The sequence below is a fragment of the Pseudomonas sp. W15Feb34 genome (assembly GCF_023127765.1).
Classification (GTDB): Bacteria; Pseudomonadota; Gammaproteobacteria; order Pseudomonadales; family Pseudomonadaceae; genus Aquipseudomonas; species Aquipseudomonas synxantha_A.
In genome coordinates, this window is record NZ_SPKN01000029.1 from 552 (window position 1) to 844 (window position 293).

Consider the following 293-nt stretch of genomic DNA (forward strand, 5'->3'; position numbering starts at 1 on the left):
GTCTTGCTCGACGGTCAGTCGGCCCTTGTCATCGTAGGATTTGAAATGCTGGGCGCCGTCTGGATCGATGCGCTGCACCAAGCGCGCCCGGTCGTCGTGGACATACACTTCCTGGCTGCCGTCGGCGTTATGCACGGTGACACGGCCGTCATCCCCCCAGGCATAGCGCGTGTCCATCTGCGAAAAACTTGCCCAATGCCGGACACAGCGTGCCGCCTTGCCGGCGCCTCTCCACTCCCAAAAGAAACTCGCCCCACCGGCCAACTGCCGCTCGACAATGACGTGCTGATCGT

Annotated in this window: 1 protein-coding gene; it reads right to left on the reverse strand. The window is 62.5% G+C overall.

Going from position 1 to position 293, the window contains the following annotated elements; all coding sequences use genetic code 11:
• A partial coding sequence (locus E4O97_RS13665) for a hypothetical protein (RefSeq protein ID WP_248161524.1) occupies window positions 1–293 on the reverse strand: 293 nt, incomplete at both ends.